Origin of the sequence: Tautonia plasticadhaerens, from assembly GCF_007752535.1 — a bacterium.
In the GTDB taxonomy this organism is placed as follows: domain Bacteria; phylum Planctomycetota; class Planctomycetia; order Isosphaerales; family Isosphaeraceae; genus Tautonia; species Tautonia plasticadhaerens.
Window position 1 is genome coordinate 2,093,887 of record NZ_CP036426.1, and the last position, 15,477, is coordinate 2,109,363.

At 71.7% G+C, this 15,477-nt stretch carries 11 protein-coding genes and 1 pseudogene; 7 read left to right on the forward strand and 5 right to left on the reverse strand.

Going from position 1 to position 15,477, the window contains the following annotated elements; translation table 11 throughout:
* The first annotated feature begins 127 nt into the window (after positions 1 to 127).
* From ElP_RS08085 to rpsI, 6 genes and pseudogenes are all read left to right on the forward strand, one after another.
* Positions 128 to 847, forward strand: a complete 720-nt coding sequence (locus ElP_RS08085) for a GNAT family N-acetyltransferase (protein ID WP_145268187.1) — start codon at positions 128 to 130, stop codon at positions 845 to 847.
* A gap of 114 nt (positions 848 to 961) precedes the next feature.
* Positions 962 to 6,241, forward strand: a complete 5,280-nt coding sequence (locus tag ElP_RS08090) for a DUF4175 family protein (protein ID WP_145268189.1) — start codon at positions 962 to 964, stop codon at positions 6,239 to 6,241.
* Between the two features lie 49 nt (positions 6,242 to 6,290).
* Positions 6,291 to 6,599, forward strand: coding sequence for a hypothetical protein (locus ElP_RS08095; RefSeq protein ID WP_145268191.1), 309 nt, complete (start codon positions 6,291 to 6,293; stop codon positions 6,597 to 6,599).
* A 195-nt stretch (positions 6,600 to 6,794) separates the two neighbouring features.
* Positions 6,795 to 8,486 carry an L-aspartate oxidase gene (gene nadB / locus ElP_RS08100; RefSeq protein WP_145268193.1) on the forward strand — a complete coding sequence of 564 codons (1,692 nt, stop codon included), beginning with the start codon at positions 6,795 to 6,797 and terminating at the stop codon, positions 8,484 to 8,486.
* A 95-nt stretch (positions 8,487 to 8,581) separates the two neighbouring features.
* A pseudogene (gene rplM / locus ElP_RS41085) lies at positions 8,582 to 9,010 on the forward strand (50S ribosomal protein L13); the annotation flags it as partial.
* A gap of 372 nt (positions 9,011 to 9,382) precedes the next feature.
* The gene (gene rpsI, locus ElP_RS08110) at positions 9,383 to 9,784 is read left to right on the forward strand and encodes a 30S ribosomal protein S9 (RefSeq protein ID WP_145268195.1); all 402 of its coding nucleotides are present in this window, start codon (positions 9,383 to 9,385) and stop codon (positions 9,782 to 9,784) included.
* Positions 9,785 to 9,896: 112 nt separating this feature from the next.
* Here rpsI and ElP_RS08115 read toward each other — a convergent pair whose 3' ends face one another.
* The 3 genes from ElP_RS08115 to ElP_RS08125 are packed head-to-tail and all read right to left on the reverse strand — an operon-like array spanning position 9,897 to position 13,607.
* A complete protein-coding gene (locus tag ElP_RS08115) occupies positions 9,897 to 10,967 on the reverse strand; it encodes a potassium channel family protein (RefSeq protein WP_145268197.1) in 1,071 nt (356 codons plus the stop codon).
* A 25-nt stretch (positions 10,968 to 10,992) separates the two neighbouring features.
* The gene (locus tag ElP_RS08120) at positions 10,993 to 12,516 is read right to left on the reverse strand and encodes an ABC transporter permease (protein ID WP_231749563.1); all 1,524 of its coding nucleotides are present in this window, start codon (positions 12,514 to 12,516) and stop codon (positions 10,993 to 10,995) included.
* Positions 12,513 to 13,607, reverse strand: a complete 1,095-nt coding sequence (locus tag ElP_RS08125; protein WP_145268199.1) for a substrate-binding domain-containing protein — start codon at positions 13,605 to 13,607, stop codon at positions 12,513 to 12,515. The genes ElP_RS08120 and ElP_RS08125 overlap by 4 nt, the downstream gene beginning before the upstream one ends.
* A gap of 223 nt (positions 13,608 to 13,830) precedes the next feature.
* Here ElP_RS08125 and ElP_RS08130 point away from each other — a divergent pair, with 223 nt between their 5' ends.
* Complete coding sequence (locus tag ElP_RS08130) at positions 13,831 to 14,724, forward strand: HD domain-containing protein (RefSeq protein WP_145268201.1); 894 nt, start codon at positions 13,831 to 13,833, stop codon at positions 14,722 to 14,724.
* Here ElP_RS08130 and ElP_RS37725 read toward each other — a convergent pair.
* Positions 14,698 to 14,838 carry a hypothetical protein gene (locus tag ElP_RS37725; protein WP_197446811.1) on the reverse strand — a complete coding sequence of 47 codons (141 nt, stop codon included), beginning with the start codon at positions 14,836 to 14,838 and terminating at the stop codon, positions 14,698 to 14,700. The genes ElP_RS08130 and ElP_RS37725 overlap by 27 nt on opposite strands.
* Before the next feature lie 126 nt (positions 14,839 to 14,964).
* On the reverse strand, positions 14,965 to 15,465 hold the full coding sequence (locus tag ElP_RS08135) for a Uma2 family endonuclease (RefSeq protein WP_145268203.1): 501 nt from the start codon (positions 15,463 to 15,465) through the stop codon (positions 14,965 to 14,967).
* Positions 15,466 to 15,477 lie beyond the last annotated feature (12 nt).

Consider the following 15,477-nt stretch of genomic DNA (forward strand, 5'->3'; position numbering starts at 1 on the left):
GGGGTGGGAGCCGCTATTATGAGGTGGGCCGGGCCGCTCAGCAACCTCGGGGGACGGACCGCGACCGGGGCGAGGACGAGCGGGGGAGATCGGTCGGGGGTCGACGACTGGACCGGGCTTGAGGCACATGAGATCGTCCGTCCGGTTCATCGCCCCGCATCGGCCGTGCGCCTACCTCCGGGAGCAGCTCTCCCGGATGGAATACGAAGTGGTCCTCTCGATGGACCCCGAGGAATACCTCGATCGGCTCCGGGACGGCTGGAGGCGATTCGGCCGGACCCTGTTCCGCCCGAGGTGCCGGGCCTGCTCCGCCTGCCTGCCGATGCGGGTCGTCGTGCCCTCGTTCCGCCCCGACCGGAGCATGAAACGCCTCCGGGCCCGGAACCTCGACGCCGTCGGGCTGACCATCCGGGGGGCGGCCGGGCTCCCCGACCCCGAGGTCCTCGACCTCTACGACCGCTACCACCGGGAGCAGGCCCGACGCCGGGGATGGCCGGAGCACGAGCCCGACGCCCCCGACGAATTCCGCGACTCCTTCCTCGACAACCCGATCCCGACCGAAGAGTGGCGGTACCGGCTCGACGGCAGGCTGATCGGGGTTGGATACGCCGACGTGCTCCCCGGCGCCTCCTCGGCGATCTACTTCTTCTACGACCACGACGCCCTGGACCGATCCCCCGGCACGTGGAACATCCTGTGCATGATCGAACGCGCCGCCGCCCAGGCGCGGGAGCACGTCTACCTCGGCTATCTCGTCGAGGGCTGCCGCTCGCTGTCGTACAAGGGGCGATTCTCCCCGAACGAGGTCCGGGGGCCCGAGGGGCGCTGGATCCCGTTCCGGGGCTGACGCCGCCCCATCCGACAATTGTCGCATTCGAACTGTCGCGGCGTCCCCGCCCGTATATAATGGTCGGGGGCCGGACCGGACGCCGACGAGTCGCTCGCAGAGGGGAGGCAGCACATGGCCGTAGGGACCGAGCCGAGACCGCAGGGCAGGATGCTCGACTACGAGCAATTCGTCGACCACCAGCTCCTCCTCACCCGGTCCCGGATCCGGGCCACGGAGGTCCTGACCGCGGTGGTGGTGATGACCTCGGTCGTGCTCGGCCTGTTGTTGCTGGAGATCGTCCTCGACCACTGGATCGGCCTACCCCGGGCGATCCGGGGTGCCGCCCTGCTGGCCGGGCTGGCGGGCGGGGGACTGGCGACCTACCGATTCGTGATCCGGCCGCTGCTGTCGTCGGTGAACAGCTTCTACGCGGCGTTGAAGATCGAGGAGTTCGACCCCCGCTTCAAGAACAGCCTGCTCAACTACATCGACCTCCGCAAGAGGAAGGCCGAGCTGCCCCCGGCGATCCTGCGGACCCTGGAGGCGAGGGCCGTCCGGGACCTGGCCGAGGTGCAGGTGGAGTCGGCGGTCGACCAGCGGCAGCTGACCCGTTCGTTCTACGCCCTGGCGGCGATCGTCGTCCTGTTCTGCCTCTACGTCGTGCTGACGCCCAAGAACGTGCTCGACTCGGCGAAGCGGGCCTTCCTCGCCGACGTGTCTCGGCCGACCAACACTCGGCTGGTCAACATCAGGCCGGGTGACGACGCCGAGCTGTCCCGGGTCGTCTCCGGCTCCAGCGTCACCGTCTCGGCCGAGGTCGACACCCGGGGGATCCGCCCCGACGAGATCCGCCTGCATTACAGCAGCGACGGCGGCGAGTACTTCGATTCCACCAGCCTCGACGAGGGCGATCGACGCTACGACCCCTGGTCGGTCACGCTCCGCGACCTCCAGCAAGATCTCGTCTACTACATCACCGCGAACGATTTCCGGTCGAAGGACTATCGGCTGACGGTCCTCCCGGCCCCTCGGGTCGTCTCGGTACTCCAGGACCTCGACTTCCCCGAGTACACCGGCGTCCCCCGCCGGGGAGGGGTGGAGGGCGGCAACGTCCGGGCCCTGGAGGGCACGATCGTCACGATCCGGGCCAGGACCAATCAGCCCGCCCGCGGCGGCCATCTCGACCTCGGCGAAGCCATGGGCACCGCCCGGCTGGTCGTCTCCGCCGACGACCCCCAGGAGCTGACCGGCCGCTTCAAGGTCGAGGAGAACGGCTCCTATACGATCAAGTTCGAGACGACTGAGGGGAAGCTCAACCCCGAGCCGGTCGTCTATGACATCGAGGCCCTCCCCGACCGCCGGCCCGAGATCCGCTTCCTCGCCCCCGAGGCCGAGAACGCCCAGGTGCCGAGCAAAGCCCGGATCGGCATCGCCCTCGCCGCCTCGGACGACTTCGGCGTCGCTGACGCCCGCTTGCACCTGCAGCGGGCCGGAAAGGACCTCCTGCCCGACCGCAACCTGACGGAGGGCATGGAGCCGTCCCGGACCCTCGAATACACCGAGCCGCTGGACATCGAGGCCCTCGGCCTCCGCCCCGGAGACCGCCTGACCTACTGGGCCGGGGTCCGGGACAACCGACTCCCCGCCCCCCAGTCGGCCGAGTCCGACCGCCGGAGCATCGACATCATCGAGCCCGTCGAGCCGCCCGAGGCCCCCGACGAGCCCCCCCCCGCCGATCGCCCCGAGGAACAAATCCGGCAGGACCGGCCCCAGGACGGCAACCCGCCGCCCCAGGACCGCGTCCCCCCGCAGGAGGTCCCGCCCCGGTCCGCCCCCGAGCCGCAACCCCAGCCACCCCAGCAAGGCGGCCAGGAAGACGGCCCCGGCGCACCCCAGGCGCCGCAACAGCAACCCCCCCAGGACGGGAACCGCGGGGCCCAGGGCCGGGACGAGACCCAGCCGGTCGACCGCCCTCCCTCCCCCGAGGAGCAAGAGAAGCTCGACCGGATCCGGCGGGCGTTCGACCAGGTCAACAACCCCCCCGACCGCCCTCAGCCCCCGCAGGACGGCCAGTCTCAGCCGAATCAGCCCCGGGAAGGGCAGCCGTCGGGAGGCCAGGGTCAAGACCGTCGAACTCCGCAAGGCGGACAGACCTCCCAGGCCCAACGACCCCAGGGCGGGCAGCAGGGCGGACCGCCGCCGCAAGGCCGGCAAGGAGAGGGCCCGCAGCAATCCGGCTCCGGCGCCCCCAGGGACGACGTCAGTCGACCCCAGGGGGACCGTCCCCAGGGCGGCGAGCCCTCGTCCGGCGACCCCGGTCGCGACGGACAGCCCGGCGAGCCGCAGGGTACCCCGCCCGACGGCAACGCCGCGCAATCCTCCCCCGACACCGAGCGCCCGATGAATCCCCAGGGTGATCGGGCCTCCTCCGGGGCCGGCGACCGGGACGGCCCCCGTCCCCCGTCGGGCGGCGACGACCAGCAACAACCCCGAGAGAACGGCGAGGCCCCGAGGCAAGGCGCCCAGGCCGGCGATCGGGGGACCGGCGACCCGAATCAGGGTGCCCCGCAGGCGGGCGACCGGGCCGGTGAGCCGGATTCAAATCCACCCGGTCGACGGGAGCCCGGCGGGGACCGGGAGCCGTCCGGGCAGCAGGAACCCGAGGGCGGCGAGCCGGCCCGATCCGATCGGCCCCAGGGCCAGGGTGCCGAGGGCGCCCCGGGCGAAGGAGCCGATCCCCGAGCCGATCGGGAGCCGGAGCCGGCGAAGCCTCAGGATGCCCAGGGCCGCGACGGCTCCACCGGTGGACGATCCGCCGACCAGCCGGGCGCCGAACCCGGCGAGGGCGAGCGACCCCAGCAAGCCCCGCCCGGCTCGAAGCCGGGGGATCCCCAGTCGCCGCAGCAGGACGGCCCGCAGGGGTCCTCCGACCGAGGCGGACGGCCCGACCAGCAACCCGGAGGCCAGGGCACCCGTGAGGGCGAGTCGACCGACCGACCGACCGAGGCGGGCGATCCCGTCAAGGACGGGGACGGCACCAGCCGGACCGAGGCCGGTGGGGACTCCACGGACGATCAGCAGCCCGGCGCCCCTCGACAGGGGACTGGCGAAGGCGAGGGTCAGGACCAGGCCGCCCACGACGGTTCCCGGCCTCCGGGAGATTCGCCCAACTCTGGAACGGAGTCGCCGAGCCCGCCGTCCGACGATCGACCGTCCCGGGACGGGGCGACCGGGCAGACCAGGCCCGGTCCCGATCCGGCCAGGCCCTCGGAATCGAACCCGGGCCAATCGGACGGAGAGCGCCGGGGCTCGCCGGACGAGCCCGGCCCGGGGCAGGACGCTCAGGGACAGGAGGGTGATCGCCAGGCCTCGGGAGACTCGGATCGTCCGGGGATGAAGCCCGGCGATCCCGGGACCGACCGGGACCAGCCAGGCCCCGAGGGCGCATCCGGCGAGTCAAACCCCCAGGGGCAGCCCCGCCCCGGCGGCGAAGCACCCGAGGACGCCCAGGGGGATCGACCCGGCTCGTCCGACGAGACAAGTCCGTCCGGGGAGGACCGCCCGGGAGCCGCGGGCGGCGAACGTCGGGCGGGCGAGCCCCGACCCGGCCAGAAGCCGGACGACCAGGCCAGGCCCGGCGGGCAAGCGGATCAGGCTGCCGAACGCCGCCCGGGCGACCAGGCCGCCGCCGATCAATCGGACGTCCCGGGCGACCAGGACCAGGCCGATCGGGCCGAGGATGGCCCCGGGCGACCCGGGGACGGGATGTCGCCGGATCAGCCCCGGGACGGCCCCGAGCGGCCCGGCGAGCAAGCCACCGGCGAGGGCACCCCGAAGCCCGGCGAGGCGACCCCGAAGCCCGGCGAGGCGACCCCAACCGGCGAAGGTGGCGAAGGCGAAGGTGAGGGGACCGAGGAGCGTCCCCCCGGCGACGAGGGGCAGCCTCGCCCCGGATCCGGCGAGCAACCCCGCCCCGGCGACCCGGCCGGACGCCCCGAACCCGGCCAGCAGGCCGGGGCCGACGGCCAACAGGGCGACCGCCCCGCCGAGCCGCCCGATCCCGGCACCGAGGGCCAGGCCGACCGGGAGGGATCGCGTCCCAACGCCGACCCGTCCCAGACATCCCAGGGGGCCCAGGGTCAGGGCCGCCCTCCCGAGCAGGGCATGCAGCCTCCCGAACAGGGGGCGAATCCCGAACCTTCCCCCGAGAATCCAGGAGCCCAGGCCCCGCAGGATCAGTCCCGCCAACAGACCCGAGGGGCCTCGGAGGCCGACCTCCAGGAAGGTCAGCAGGCTCAGGGAGGTGAGAGACAGCAGACCGATGGCCCCGCCGCGCAAGGCCAGGGGGCGCGCCCTCAGCAGGGCGATTCGGATCCTTCCCAGCCCGGCCAGGACCAGCCGGGTGGGCGTCAAGGCTCCGACCAGCCGCAGGGCCGGGAGGGCTCGCAAGCCCAGGGCCGGGAGCCGTCGAGCCAGGGCCAGGAAGGTTCGGGCACGACGGGTCAGGGGCAGCAGGGCCCCAATCAGGCCGGCCAGGGCGAAGCCCAGGCCGGAGTCGGCCGGCCGGGCGAAGGCCAGGGACAGCAAAATGGGGAGGGTCGCGAGGGCCAGGGCTCGCAAGGTCGGGGGGACCAGGCCGGTTCGGGCCAGGAGTCTCCCACCGGTGCCTCCGAAGGCCAGCAGGGCCGGGGTGGGTCGGAGGGGCAGTCCCCGACCGGTTCGGCGGGCGATCCGCAAGGGCCTCGAGGCTCGCAGCCGGGGGGATCGACCCCCGGCGCCACCGGACAGCCCCAGGGCAACCCGGGCCAGGACGCCCCGGGCCAGGGCGGCGCACCGAACAGCCCCACCACCGGAGGCGAGAACAATCTCGGCCCCCGATTGCCCGATTCGAAGGATACGACCGAGCCGACCCCTCCCCCCGAGGGCCCCCCCGAGACCTCTGCCGAGTCGCCCGCCCCCGGCGCCCTGCCCGATCGAGACCTCAGCCTCCGGGGCATCCGGGATGCCCTCCGAGACGACGCGCAGGCCCGGGAACTTGAGGAGTTGACGGGGATGACCCGGGACGAGATGTCCCAGTTCGTCGAGCGCTTCTCCGGCGCCCCGGAGGGCCCCGTCCGCGAGGGCCGGGAGGTCGAGGTCGGCCCCGAGTCCGAGACCACCTTCGACCCCAACCGGACGATCCCCGATCCGCTGACCGGGGTCCTCCAGAGCCCCGGCGTCGGCCGCACCGACCGCCCCGCCGCGGACGACGGCATCGGCGGCAACCGCCAGGGCGGCGGGTCACCGCCCCCCCCGCAACTCCGGCCGTTGCTGGATGCCTATCGCAAGCGCATCTCCGGCACGACCGTCCCGGCGACCCGGCCCGCCCCGGCCGTCGGGCAGCCTCCCCGCGTCGGCAACCCTCCCGAGTGACGTCCAACCGACCGGGGAGGGCCCCGCCCTCCCCGGAGTGGAGCCCTCGATGATCGAGACCGGCCCGTTCGACGCCGCCCCGCCCCGGAGCCTCCTGCGGCGGTTCGCCGTCCGGTCGAGCCTCGTGGCCCTGATCCTCGCGTATTCGGCCGTCATCCCCCTGAAATTGGCGGGCCTGCTGCCGCCCCCGGTCACCTGGGCAGGCGTCGTCGTGCTCCCTGCGGTCTGGCTCGCGACGATCCCCCTCGTCGCCATCCTGCCGGCCGAACTGCCGGGCCGACGGCGCCCGGTCTTCGTGGCCGTCGCGGCGTGGTACGCCCTCGTCGTGCTGCTGATCGCCTCGCAGGGTTGGGTCTGAACGGGAGGGGCCGGCCGGGACGGCCGACGACGCCCCGAATGTCCTGCCCCCGATCCGGGGGCCAGCACCGAGGTTCCGACGCGATCTCCATCCGGTCGGGCCGCCCTCGGTCGTCGGGATCCCGGTGTCGCTCCCCGAGGTCTTCCGATCCTCCCATCGTCCCCCGCCCGCAACGACGTCGGAACCGAACTCGAGATGTTTGACTCCCTCGACCTCCCCCGGCGCCACCTCATCCCCTTCGACCCCCGGGATCTCCCGCACCACTTCGCCGACGTCCTGATCATCGGCGGCGGCCTGGCCGGCCTGCGGGCGGCGCTGGGAATCGAATCGACGGCCCGGGTGCTCGTCGTCACCAAGGACCAGATCCGGGAGAGCAACAGCACCTATGCCCAGGGGGGCATCGCCTCGGTGCTCGACCCCGAGGACCGCTTCGACGACCACGTCGCCGACACGATGGCCGCCGGCAAGGGGCTCTGCGACCCGGCCGTGGTCGAGACGGTCATCCGGGAGGCCCCGACCCGGATCGCGGAGCTGGTCGACTGGGGCACCCTGTTCGACCGGATCGACGGCCAGGTCGCGCTCGGCCGAGAGGGGGGCCACTCGCGGGCCCGGATCGTCCACGCCCTGGGGGACGCCACCGGCCGGGAGGTGATGCGGGCCGTCATCGAGCAGGTCCGGTCCCGCCCCAACGTCCGGATCTGGCAGAACAGCCTGACGATCGACCTGCTCACGTTCGAGGGCCGATGCCGAGGCGCGATCGTCTGGGACCGCCGACGGGGGCCCTCGCTGATCTGGGCCAGGGCGACGGTGCTCGCCACCGGGGGCGCGGGGCAGATCTACAGGGAGTCGACCAACCCCTCGATCGCCACCGCCGACGGCCACGCGCTGGCCTATCGGGCCGGGGCCGAGCTGCGGGACATGGAATTCATCCAGTTCCACCCGACGGTCCTCTACATCGCCGGCTCGTCCCGGCACCTGCTCACCGAGGCGATCCGGGGCGAAGGGGCCTACCTCCGGGACCGCAACGGCCACCGGTTCATGCCCGAGGAGCACCCCGACGCCGAGCTCGCCCCCCGGGACGACGTCTCCCGGGCCATCGTCGCCCAGATGGCCAGGACCCAGCACCCCTGCGTCTACCTGGACCTCTCGCACCTCGACCCCGGGCTCGTCCGTTCCCGGTTCCCCAGCATCGACGGGCTCCTCCGGGGCTTCGGCCTGGACATCACGAGGGACCAGATCCCCGTCCGCCCCGGGGCGCACTACATGATCGGGGGGGTCTCGGTCGACCTCGACGGCCGCACCGACCTGACCGGCCTGTGGGCCGCGGGCGAGGTCACCAGTTCCGGGCTCCACGGCGCGAATCGGCTGGCCTCGAACAGCCTCCTGGAGGGCCTGGTCTACGGCGCCAGGGCGGCCGAGGACATCAACCGCCGCCTCGACGACCCCGTCCCCCCGCTACTCGACGTTCCGCCGATCGCCGTCGTCGAGGGCGGCCGGGCCCGGGAGCCGCTGGATCCGGCCGACATCCGCAACTCCCTCCGGGCCCTCATGTGGCGCAACGTCGGCATCACCCGGGACGCCCGTGGTCTCGACGAGGCCGCCCGGCAAGTCGCCTTCTGGTGCCGGTACGTCCTCGATCACGTCTTCGACGGCCCCGACGGCTGGGTGCTGCAGAACATGCTCACCGTCGCCCACCTGATCATCGCCGGGGCGAGCATCCGGGAGGAGTCCCGGGGCACCCACACCCGCCGGGATTTCCCCGAGCCCCGCGCCGAATGGGAACGGCACGTCACCTTCCGATGCCCCCGGATGCCCGAGGACACCGCACCGACCGACCCGGCCCTGGTCCCGGAATCCGGCCGGGGACATCGCCCGCGAACCGCTTGAATCCCCGGGAGAACTCGGTATGATGGTCGTTTTGCCATGCCGGCCTCGACTCGCGGTCCGGTGACGCGAACCTGACGACTTGGGTCTCCCCGACCATGATACCGAAGTGTTATCAGGCCAAGGCCAACGAGCTGGCCCCCCAGTGGTACGTCATCGACGCCACCGAGGCGGTCGTCGGTCGCCTGGCCTCGCAGATCGCCCCGATCCTGATGGGCAAGCACCGCCCGACCTACACCCCCCACATCGACACCGGTGACTACGTCATCGTCACCAACGTCGACAAGGTCGTCTTCACCGGGAAGAAGTGGGAGCAGGTGGTCTATCAGCGCTACAGCGGCTACCCGGGCGGCCAGAAGGAAGAGGTCGCCTGGAAGCTCTTCCAGCGCCACCCGGACCGGATCCTCTACGAGGCCATCCGCCGGATGATGCCGAAGTCCAAGATGGGCCGGCACATGATGGACAAGCTCAAGCTCTACGTCGGCCCCCAGCACCCCCACCAGGCCCAGCAGCCCATCCCGCTGGAGCCCAAGGACGGCCGCCCCACCCCCTCCGGCATCCTGCTCGCCCCCGAGCCCGCTCCGGCCAAGCCCCGGGCCCGCAAGGCGAAGCCGAAGGCCCAGGAGGCCGAGGCCCAGGGGACCCTCCCCGAGGCGACCGCCGCCCCGTCCTCGATCCCCCCGGCCTCCGAGCAGTCTCCCGACGCGGCCCTGCCGCCGGGCGAGACGCAGGCCGAGGCGGAGGAGACGGCCAACCCCGAGGGCGAGTCGCCGGAGCCGAAGGCCGAGTAATCCCGGCCCCGCTGCACACCGCGTCTGGACTGAACCAACAGGACTGAGAGACGGCCCGAAGCGTCCCGGGGATTCCCCGGGACGGCGCCGCCGAGGAACCCCGAGACGATGGCCACGGTCACCAATCCCTATACCTGGGGCACCGGCCGCCGCAAGACGGCCGTCGCCCGAGTCCGCATCAAGGAGGGCTCCGGCCAGTACGTCGTCAACGGCCACCCCGTCGACGAGTACTTCAACACCGAGGCCGAGCGCTCCGACGCCCGGGCCCCGCTGGTCGTCGCCGACGTGGCCGGCCGGATCGACGTGTTCGTCAACGTCTCCGGCAGCGGGAAGCACGCCCAGGCCGGGGCCGTCATGCTCGGCCTCGGCCGTGCCCTGTCCGAGTTCCGGCCCGACGTCGAGGCCCAGCTCCGAGAGCACGGCTTCCTGACCCGGGACGCCCGGATGGTCGAGCGCAAGAAGTACGGACACAAGAAGGCCCGGCGCAGCTTCCAGTTCTCCAAGCGCTGATCGACCCTACGATCGATCGGCCGGGCGGACATGGCTCGACGATCGGACGCTCGAGCGAACATCGACCGGACGGCCCCCCTCGCCCCTCGGGTGGGGTGGGGCCGTTCGTCATTCAGTCCTCCCCCGAATCCCCCGTCATCGCCGGGCAGAAGGCGGCCCGGAACTGGTGGAGCTGTTCCCGGCGTCCGAGCAGGATGACGCCGTCCCCGGGGCGGAGCGACTCGTCGCCCGGCGGGGGGAATTCCACAGGGCCGCTCGCCCTCTTGATGGCGATGACCATGACCCCGGTGCGTCGGCCGATGTCGGCGTCCCGGAGGCTCCGGCCGTCCAGCCCGTCGCCCGCCCGGACGGGGACCTCCTGGATCTCCAGGTCCAATTCGGACTGCCTGGTCACCAGCTCGACGAATTCCACGGTGTTCGGGTTATGCAGGAGCGAGGCGATCCTCCGGGCGCCGATCGCCGCGGTCAGGATCACGTGGTTCGCCCCCGCCTGCCTCAGCTTCCGCTCCGAAGAGGGCATCGCGGCCCGGGCGATCACTGTCAGCCCGGGTGCGAGTTGCCGGGCGGTCAGGGTGATGAACACGCTGTCGGCATCGGTGGAGACGGCCGTCACCAGGGCATGGGCCCGGGCGAGGCCCGCCTCGATGAGCACCTCCTCCTCGGACGCGTCGCCGACGACATAGGGGATTTCTTTCCGCTCGATCTCGGCGATCAGGGCCGGATCCCGCTCGATCACCACGAACGGCCGGCCGGTCGAGGCCAGCTCGTCGGCGATGAGCGACCCCATCCGGCCGAAGCCGACGATGATGACGTGGTCCTGCAGGTTCAAGAGCCGTCGCCTCAGGTTCTGATTGCCCAGGATGCGTTTCAGCTCCCCCTCGGTGAACAGCGAGAGGAAGGCCCCGATGACGTAGGCGACCGTCACCGTCCCCAACCCGATGACGATCATCGTGTGCAGTCGGACCGACGGGGTCGTCAGGGGACGGACCTCGGTGAATCCGACCGTCGAGATCGTGATCACGACCATGTACAGGGCGTCGGACCAGGTCCAGCCCATCCAGACGTAGCCGATCGTCCCCCAGACGACGACCAGGCCCAGCCCTCCGGCGCCGAGGAGCAGCCTCCGGAACAGGGTCCGCTCCCAGGAGGCCCGGACCGACCCCCAGACGCCTCGGATCCGCATCGGTACGAACCGCCCTCGTGCCCGGTCAGCGTTGCAGGCGGAACCGCTGGTTGAAGCCGACGGCCAGGACGACCACCACCCCCAGCACCAGCCCCTCGATCTGGCTCGGGTCGATCCCCTCGACCACCAGCCCGGTGCCGTTGATGACGATCCGGATCAGGATCAGCCCGAGCACCGTCCCCCGGATCGACCCCACGCCCCCGGCCAGGCTACACCCGCCGACCACCGCCGCCGTGATCGCCGACAGCTCGTAGGCGAAGCCCATCGTCGGCGTCGCCGATCCGCTGTTGCCGAAGAACAGGACCCCGCCCAGCGCGGCCAGCAGGCCGGAGATCGCGTAGGCGACCGTCTTGAGCCTCCTCGTGGGCAGGCCGCTGAGCCGGGCCGCGGCCTCGTTCCCCCCCAGGGCGAAGAGGTGTCGGCCCAGCACCGTCGTGCCCATCATCAGGCTCAGGATCAACGCGACGGCCAGGAACAGCGGGATCGTCACCCAGTACTCGCTGCCGACGACGCGGAAGGTCCGGTCCGAGACGGTGATGCTCCGGTTGTCGCTGAGGATGATCGCCAGGCTCCTGAGGCCCGCGAGCGTGGCCAGCGTGGCGATGAACGGCGGCAGCCGGAACTCGTTGATCAGGAACGCATGACCCGAGCCGATCGCCAGGCCGAGCAGGAGCGAGAGCGTCACCGAGGCCACGATCACGCCGATCGGCACCTCCGACGAGCTACCCCCCCCCGCCGAGGTGACCCCCCAGACGACCGCCGCCCCCACCAGCACGGCCAGGCCCACCCCCGCCTTCCGGAGGTGGAGCACCAGTCCGATCAGCAAGGCGAGGGCCGAGGCCGAGACGACCAACGCCCCCGTGGCCACCGCCCCGCTGCCGCCGGTCCCCCAGCCGGCCAGCAGGCCCGCCGCCAGCCCCCAGACGAGCGCCGCGGGGGTCGCCCCGGCCCGGTCGTCGGAGCCTCGGCGGAGGCCGAACACCAGGAGGATCAATGCCGAGGCCTCCAGGCCCGCCACGACCCAGGAGCCGGCGTCCATCGGCCCGTTCGCCAGGCCGACCCCCGCGGCGATCAGCGCGGCGGGGATCGACCCGTAGATCAACCCCCTCGCCCAGGGTGCCCCGAGCAGATTCAGTCCGACCCACCCCAGGAGCGTGACGGCGGCGATGACGAGGAGGCCCGTCGTCCAGGCCCCCGCCTCGCCGATCCCCGGCAGCCACGAGGTCATCAGCCGGGCCGACACCACCGCCGAGAGCGCGACCATCGAGCCGATCGACAGGTCGATCCCCCCGGCGATGATCACCACCGCCACCCCCACCGAGAGGACCCCGTAGAGGGCCATCAGGTGCAGGAGGGTCTGCAGGTTGTACCCGGAGAAGAACGGCCGGGGCGCCCCGGGCTCGAAGATGGCGCTGGGCCCGGGGGCGACGACGTAGATCAGCCCGACCACCGCGACGATCGCCACGGCCAGGCCCGCCTCCGAACCCCGCAGCCAGGCCCCGATGCCCGGCCCGGAGGCCGGGGAGGATGGCTTCGGTTCGTCGCTCATGAGGATCGCAGGCCCTTGCTCTCCAGCCAGGAATTCATCTCGTCGATCGTCAGGACCTCCTGACCCCGCTCGGCCATCTTGGAAGCCGGCGAGTCGGCGGCGGGGACGATGACCCGGACGCCGATCTCCCGGGTGTCGCCGTCGGGTAGCAGCTCGGAGACGGTCGCCTCGTCCTGCCCGATCAGGGCGGTGAGCAATTGCACGCCCATCCGGCCGATCTCGTAGGGGTTCTGGCAGACGCTCGCGTCGATGTTCCCCCCGGCGATGTGCGGCCGGGCCGCCTCGTCGAGGTCGAAGGTGACGACCGTCACCCGGTCCCGGACCTGGGGAGAGTTGGCCACCTCCTCGGCGATCGCCGGGGCGTTGTAGGACCAGAGGCCGACCAGGGCGCCGAGGTCCGGCGTCTTGGAGATGGCGCTCTGGACGTTCTGCCGGGCCTTGGCGTGATCCCCGCCGTCCTCCCAGGTCTGGGTCTTCTCGAAGCCCTCGCCGGCCGCCTCGAGCAGGCCGCCCTCCCGGGCCCGGGCATTCGCCGCCGAGGCGACCCCGACGAAGACGGCCGCCTTGCCCCCCTCGGGGCGGAGCAGTGCGAGCGTCTCGCCGGCCACCCGGCCGGCCTCGCTGTTGTTCGTGCCGATGTAGGCCCGCCGCGCATCGGCGAACTCGGGGTCGACGTCCGAGTCGATCGTGATGACGACTTTGCCCGCCTCCCGGAGCTCCTTCATCGCGTCGATGACGCCGGGCGAGTCGGCCTCGATCACCGAGACGGCCACGCCCTGCACGTCGGGCATGCTGAGGACCTCCCGGAGCTTGTCGATCTGCCCCTGGGGCTGGCCGTCGTTGCGACGCAGGCTGACCTGGGCGCCGAACTCCGAGCCGCCGTCTTCCATCCCCTTCTCGACGGCGCTCCACCAGTCGGAGTTGGTGTTCGAGATGAAGACGAGCTTCGGCCCGTCCGGGTCGCTCGGTTGCGTCCCGCCGGCCGATCCGGGGCCCCCGGTCGCGTCCCCGCCGCCGCCGCAGCCCGACCCGAACGCCCCGATCGCGGCCAGGGCCGCCCAGGCGAAGCTTCTCCGCCGGATGCCGTTCACGAGTCACTCTCCCCTGGCGAAATGCGATGTGATCCGGGAAGGGCCCTCCGCGTCGGGAAGGCCCCTCGATCGCTTCATCTTAGCCGAGCCCCGGGGCCGGCGAAACGTCCCGTCGGGGGCCGGCCTTGAAATCGGGGAGGGTACGAACGATCATCGATCCATCGTGCACACTTCATCCGGGCGGATCAGCACCGACGACGCGAGCGTTCGAGGGCCGGGCGAGATGCAATGGACGGACCGGGTCTACGGGGAATCTCGGATCGACGACCCCGACCTGCTGGCCCTGATCGCCTGCCCGACGTTCCAGCGCCTGAAGGGGGTCCGCCAGGCCGGCCCCTCGGCGCTGGCCTTCCCGTTCAAGGCGGTGACCCGGTTCGAGCACAGCCTGGGCGTCTTCCTGCTGCTGCGTCGCCTCGGCGCCGACCGCCGAGAGCAGGTCGCCGGCCTCCTCCACGACCTCTCGCACACGGCCTTCTCGCACGCGGTCGACTTCCTCTACGACTCCGACGAGCAAAACCATCACGAGTCGATCAAGTCGGTCTTCCTCGATCGGCCCGACGTCGTCGCCGCCCTCGGCCGGCTCGGCTATCGCCCGGAGCAATTCGTCGACGACGCGGTCTACCCGCTGCTCGAACGCCCCTTGCCCTGGCTCTGCGCCGACCGGCTCGACTATTTCTTCCGGGACAGCCTCGCCTGCAGGGTCTCCTCCCCCGAGGTCGTCTCCCGGCTCCTGGCGAAGCTCGACGTGGTCGGGAGCACGATCGTCTTCACCGACGCCGCCGCCGCCCGGGAGGCCGCCGGCCTGTTCGCGGTGATGAACCGGGAGTGGTGGGCGAGCCCGACCGAGGCGTACATCTACAACGAATTCGCCGCGATGCTCCGGATCGCCTTCGACACCGGCGTCCTCGTCGAGGATGACCTGATGACCGACGACGCCCGGGTCCTCGCGAAGCTTTACGCCTCGGGAGACCCGACCATCACCGACGCCCTCTCCCGGATCGAGCGGTTCGACCCCGGCCGGCTCGCCGACTACGTCCCCCGGGTCATCCCCAAGGTCCGCTGGCTCGACCCGCCGGTGAAGACCGGGTCGTCATTCACCCTGCTCTCGCGACTCTGACCGGGCCCGCTCGTCCCTCCGCCGCCGCAGTTCCTCGACGAAGGCGGCGTGCTCCGGGCTGGCGAGGCCCCGGTTCAGGGCGGCGATTAACGACGCCTTGTCCTTGGCGGACAACGCGGCAGGATCGAGCCAGAATCCGGGGAAGACGCGTGATCGGAAGAGGCCATCCTCGGCCGGCTCCAGGGGGAAGAACCCCCCATCCTGATTGTCGAACCAGCGGACACGGCCTCCACGAAGGTCTTAGACGATGTATTCGCGGACGCCCGCCGACTCATAGTCGCGTAGCTTCTGGTTCAGGTCGGTCGACCGGCTGCTGAGGGCGACCTCGACGATCATCTCGGGGGCCCCGTGGGTGTAGTCATCGGCCCCGTCTCGCGACTGGCCACCGTATACGTCACGGATGAGAAGGGCCGAATCCGGTTGGGGCTCGCTCTCCTCGCCGAAGATCGTCGTGGCGTTCGTCTGCCCCTCGGTCCCGGGTGTCGCGGCGCTGTAGATGAACATCAACCCGCTCAGATTGAAGTCGGAGCGGGCGTGCCGAATCTTCAAGGGCGAGCTCATGACGTAGACGATCCCCCCGATCAATTCCGCCTTGAACCCGGGAGGCGTCTTCTCGTAACGCTCGTGGAAGGTCTTCTGATCCATACGCTCGCCGTTCTCGAGCCAGGGGAAGCCTTCGGGGTCGAAGAGACTCTTCTCTTCCCGAGGGCCGGCCTGCGACGGCGTGTTGACGGTCGTCATCGGATGTCCTCC

Coding starts and splice junctions, on each gene's coding strand:
- ElP_RS08085 (WP_145268187.1), top strand. CDS start 128: ATGAGATCGTCCGTCCGGTTCATCGCCCCGCATCGGCCGTGCGCCTAC.
- ElP_RS08090 (WP_145268189.1), top strand. CDS start 962: ATGGCCGTAGGGACCGAGCCGAGACCGCAGGGCAGGATGCTCGACTAC.
- ElP_RS08095 (WP_145268191.1), top strand. CDS start 6,291: ATGATCGAGACCGGCCCGTTCGACGCCGCCCCGCCCCGGAGCCTCCTG.
- nadB (WP_145268193.1), top strand. CDS start 6,795: ATGTTTGACTCCCTCGACCTCCCCCGGCGCCACCTCATCCCCTTCGAC.
- rpsI (WP_145268195.1), top strand. CDS start 9,383: ATGGCCACGGTCACCAATCCCTATACCTGGGGCACCGGCCGCCGCAAG.
- ElP_RS08115 (WP_145268197.1), bottom strand. CDS start 10,967: ATGCGGATCCGAGGCGTCTGGGGGTCGGTCCGGGCCTCCTGGGAGCGG.
- ElP_RS08120 (WP_231749563.1), bottom strand. CDS start 12,516: ATGAGCGACGAACCGAAGCCATCCTCCCCGGCCTCCGGGCCGGGCATC.
- ElP_RS08130 (WP_145268201.1), top strand. CDS start 13,831: ATGCAATGGACGGACCGGGTCTACGGGGAATCTCGGATCGACGACCCC.
- ElP_RS08135 (WP_145268203.1), bottom strand. CDS start 15,465: ATGACGACCGTCAACACGCCGTCGCAGGCCGGCCCTCGGGAAGAGAAG.